This window comes from Luteibacter sp., assembly GCF_051958795.1.
In the GTDB taxonomy this organism is placed as follows: Bacteria; Pseudomonadota; Gammaproteobacteria; order Xanthomonadales; family Rhodanobacteraceae; genus Luteibacter.
The window spans coordinates 1-3,386 of sequence record NZ_JBQCFT010000275.1 but is presented as its reverse complement, the minus strand read 5'-3'; the positions used below and the strand labels follow the sequence as shown (position 1 = coordinate 3,386).

Here is a 3,386-nt window from a genome sequence, read left to right as displayed (position 1 = left end):
GGCCCCCGGGGCCGCCCGGCGGAGAGCCATAGACGTGTCCACGCCCGTGCCGACCATGACCGCGATCGCCCGGGCAAACCAGGCCACGGCCCGCCACGAACTCTTCTTTTTCAATTACTTCCGGCTGGGCCAGGCGGCGGTGTACACCGCACTGGCGTTCCGCCCGGAGCACATGGCCTGGCCGGTGCTGCCCGAGCCGGTGCTGGCCCGGGTCATGGCCCTCGCCTACCTGTTCGCGGCCCTCGTCATGGTCGCCCGCACCCGGCCCCTGCTCCACCGCCCGGTGCTGGTCGTTTCGGTCGGCCTGACCCTCGATATTGCCGCCGCCGTGCTCGCACTGATTCTGATGCACGACGTCAGGATGGGCGTGGCCATGATGCTGGCGGTCAATATCGCCACGGGTGCCCTTCTATTGCCCCTGCGGCTCTCCATGTTCTTCGCCGCCCTGGCCACCCTGTGCATGCTGGGCCATTCCCTGTTCGACGTGGACCAGCCCGGCGCCTCGGACCGCGAGGTGGTGGAATACGGCCTGTTCGGCGCGGCCTACTTCGCCTGCGCCTCGCTCTGTTATGTGCTGGGCCGGAACATCCGTGCCTCCGAGGCCCTCGCCGAGCAGCGCGGCATCGACCTGGCCAACCTGTCCCAGGTCAACGAGCTGATCATCCGGCGCATGAAGACCGGCGTGCTGCTGGTCGACGAGGGCAACCGGATCCACCAGCTCAATGAATCGGCCTGGATGCTCATGGGCAACCCCTCGGCCGACCAGCGCGACCTGGGCTCAATCGCCCCGGAGCTCTCCCGCCGGCTGTACCACTGGCGCACCTCGGGCAAGCTGGACGAGAGCGCGACCATGCTGGCCGATGGCACGCCCGAGGTGGTGCCGCGCTTCTCGCGCCTGGCCCCCAACGATGATTCCCACGTCCTGATCTTCCTGGACGATACCTCGCTGGTCTCGCGCCGGGCCGAGGAACTGACCCTGAGCTCGCTGGGCCGGCTCTCCGCGTCCATCGCCCATGAGATCCGCAACCCGCTGGCCGCGATCCACTATTCCGCCCAGCTGCTCGCCGAATCCACCGACCTGGCCGATACCGACCTGCGCATGGTCGAGATCATCAACAACCACTGTTCGCGCCTCAACGAGATCATCGAGAACATCCTGCAGCTCTCCCGCCGCGAGCGCTCGCGCCCGGAAACGCTGGACCTGAGCCGCTGGGTGCACGATTTCGTCGGTGAATACCGCCAGGGCAACGACCTGGGCGCGGATGTGCTCCGCGCCGTGTCGGGCTCCGAGCCGGTGGCGGCGGTCGCCGATCCGCAGCACCTGCAGCAGGTGGTGTGGAACCTGGTGCAGAACGCTTTGCGCTATGGGCGCATGCCCAGCGAACCGGCACGGGTGATGGTCGTCGCCCGCCATTCCGAGGCCGGGATCCCGATCCTCGAGGTGATCGACCGCGGCCCGGGCATCCCGCCGAAAGTGGCCGCGCAGATCTTCGAGCCGTTCTTCACCACGCACGAATACGGCACCGGCCTGGGCCTTTACCTGGCCCGGCAGATGACCGAAGCCAACCAGGCCGCGCTGGAATACGTGCGCGTGGCCGGTGGCGGCAGCTGCTTCCGGATCAGCCTGACCCCGCCTGCGCGAACCCCTGCCGTGGCGCCGATCGCGGCCCGCGCATGATCGGTGCCCTTTGCGTGAAGGCCCCGGCCGGTTACATTTGGAACATTCACCGAAGCGTCCGGACCCGATGAGCAAGCAGACAGTCCTGGTGATCGATGACGAGCGGGACATCCGTGAGTTGTTGACCATCACTCTCGGTCGAATGGAACTCGACGTCGACGCCGTGGGGAGCGTCAGTGAGGCCCGGAATGCCCTCACCTCTCGCCGATACGACCTGTGTTTCACCGACATGCGGCTGCCTGACGGCAGTGGCCAGGAGATCATCGAGCTGATCTCGGCCACCTATCCCGACATGCCGGTGGCCATGATCACGGCCTACGGCAACGTGGACGCGGCCGTGAACGCCCTGAAGGCGGGCGCGTTCGATTTCGTCTCGAAGCCGGTGGATATCCACCTGCTGCGCCGTCTCGTGAAAACGGCCCTGCGCCTCTCCGAAGAGCGCAAGGGCGATGCCGGCAGCAAGGCCGCGCCGGGTGCGGATCGCCTGATCGGCGAATCCCCGGTGATGACCGAGGTGCGCGGCAAGATTGCCAAGCTGGCCCGCAACCAGGCACCGGTGTACATCGCCGGCGAATCCGGCGTGGGCAAGGAGCTGGTCGCCCGGCTCATCCACGAACTGGGGCCGCGCGCCACGGGCACCTTCGTGCCGGTGAATTGCGGCGCCATCCCGTCCGAGCTGATGGAAAGCGAGTTCTTCGGCCACCGCAAGGGCAGCTTCACCGGCGCCCACGCGGACAAGGAAGGCCTGTTCCAGGCAGCCCACGGCGGCACGCTGTTCCTCGATGAGGTCGCCGAACTGCCCCTGCACATGCAGGTGAAGCTGCTCCGCGCCATCCAGGAAAAGGCCGTGCGCCCGATCGGCGGCCGCGACGAGGTGCCGGTGGACGTCCGCATCCTCTCGGCCACGCACAAGAACCTCGCCGCGCTCGTCGAGCAGGGCCAGTTCCGCCAGGATCTGTTCTACCGCATCAACGTGATCGAACTGCGCGTGCCGCCGCTGCGCGAACGCCGCGGTGACGTGCCGCGCCTCGCCGACTTCATCCTGCGCCAGCTCGCGACCGAATCCGGTGGCCCGCCCGGCAAGCTGAAGCCGGAAGCGCTTGCCGCGCTCGAGGCCTACCAGTTCCCCGGCAACGTGCGCGAGCTGGAGAACATCCTCGAACGCGCCATGGCCATGTGCGAAGGCGACACGATCGAGGCGGATGACCTGATGCTGCCGCAGCGCACGTCGCTGCCGGGCACGGATACGGCAGGTACGCCGGCCGGCGCACCGCTGCCACCCGCCACAGCTGCCGCGGCGGCAGCCGGTGCGCCCGCACCGCGCAACCCTGCCGCCGATGGCTCGCTCGAGGATTACATCACCAACATCGAGCGCGACACGATCATCAAGGCCCTGGAAGAGTCCCGCTACAACAAGACCGCCACCGCCAAGAAGCTCGGCATCACCTTCCGCGCGCTGCGCTACAAGCTGAAGAAGCTCGGCATCGATTGATGCCGTAAAGCATCGCGCGCAAGCGGGCTCCCCCCAAGGTGTGGCCCCAAGAGGGCGGGGGGCTTGGAAGCGGGCGGTGGCGTAGTTCATCGCTAATGGCAAGCGCGCCCAAGCGCGCTCCCACTGGTACCCCGCTTTCGTGTGGCCACCACCTTGGGGTTGCGCGGTTGCGCGCGATGCTTTACGGCATCAATCGATGCCGAGCTTCTTCAGCTT

The 3,386-nt window shown here is 67.5% G+C and carries 2 protein-coding genes; both read left to right on the top strand.

Features of this window, described 5'->3' with window-relative positions; translation table 11 throughout:
• Positions 1–55 precede the first annotated feature (55 nt).
• Positions 56–1,678: a sensor histidine kinase gene (locus tag ACTHLF_RS14460; protein ID WP_440328045.1), complete on the top strand. Its 1,623-nt coding sequence runs from the start codon at positions 56–58 to the stop codon at positions 1,676–1,678.
• Between the two features lie 67 nt (positions 1,679–1,745).
• Positions 1,746–3,170, top strand: coding sequence for a sigma-54-dependent transcriptional regulator (locus tag ACTHLF_RS14455; RefSeq protein ID WP_440328044.1), 1,425 nt, complete (start codon positions 1,746–1,748; stop codon positions 3,168–3,170).
• Positions 3,171–3,386: the final 216 nt, after the last annotated feature.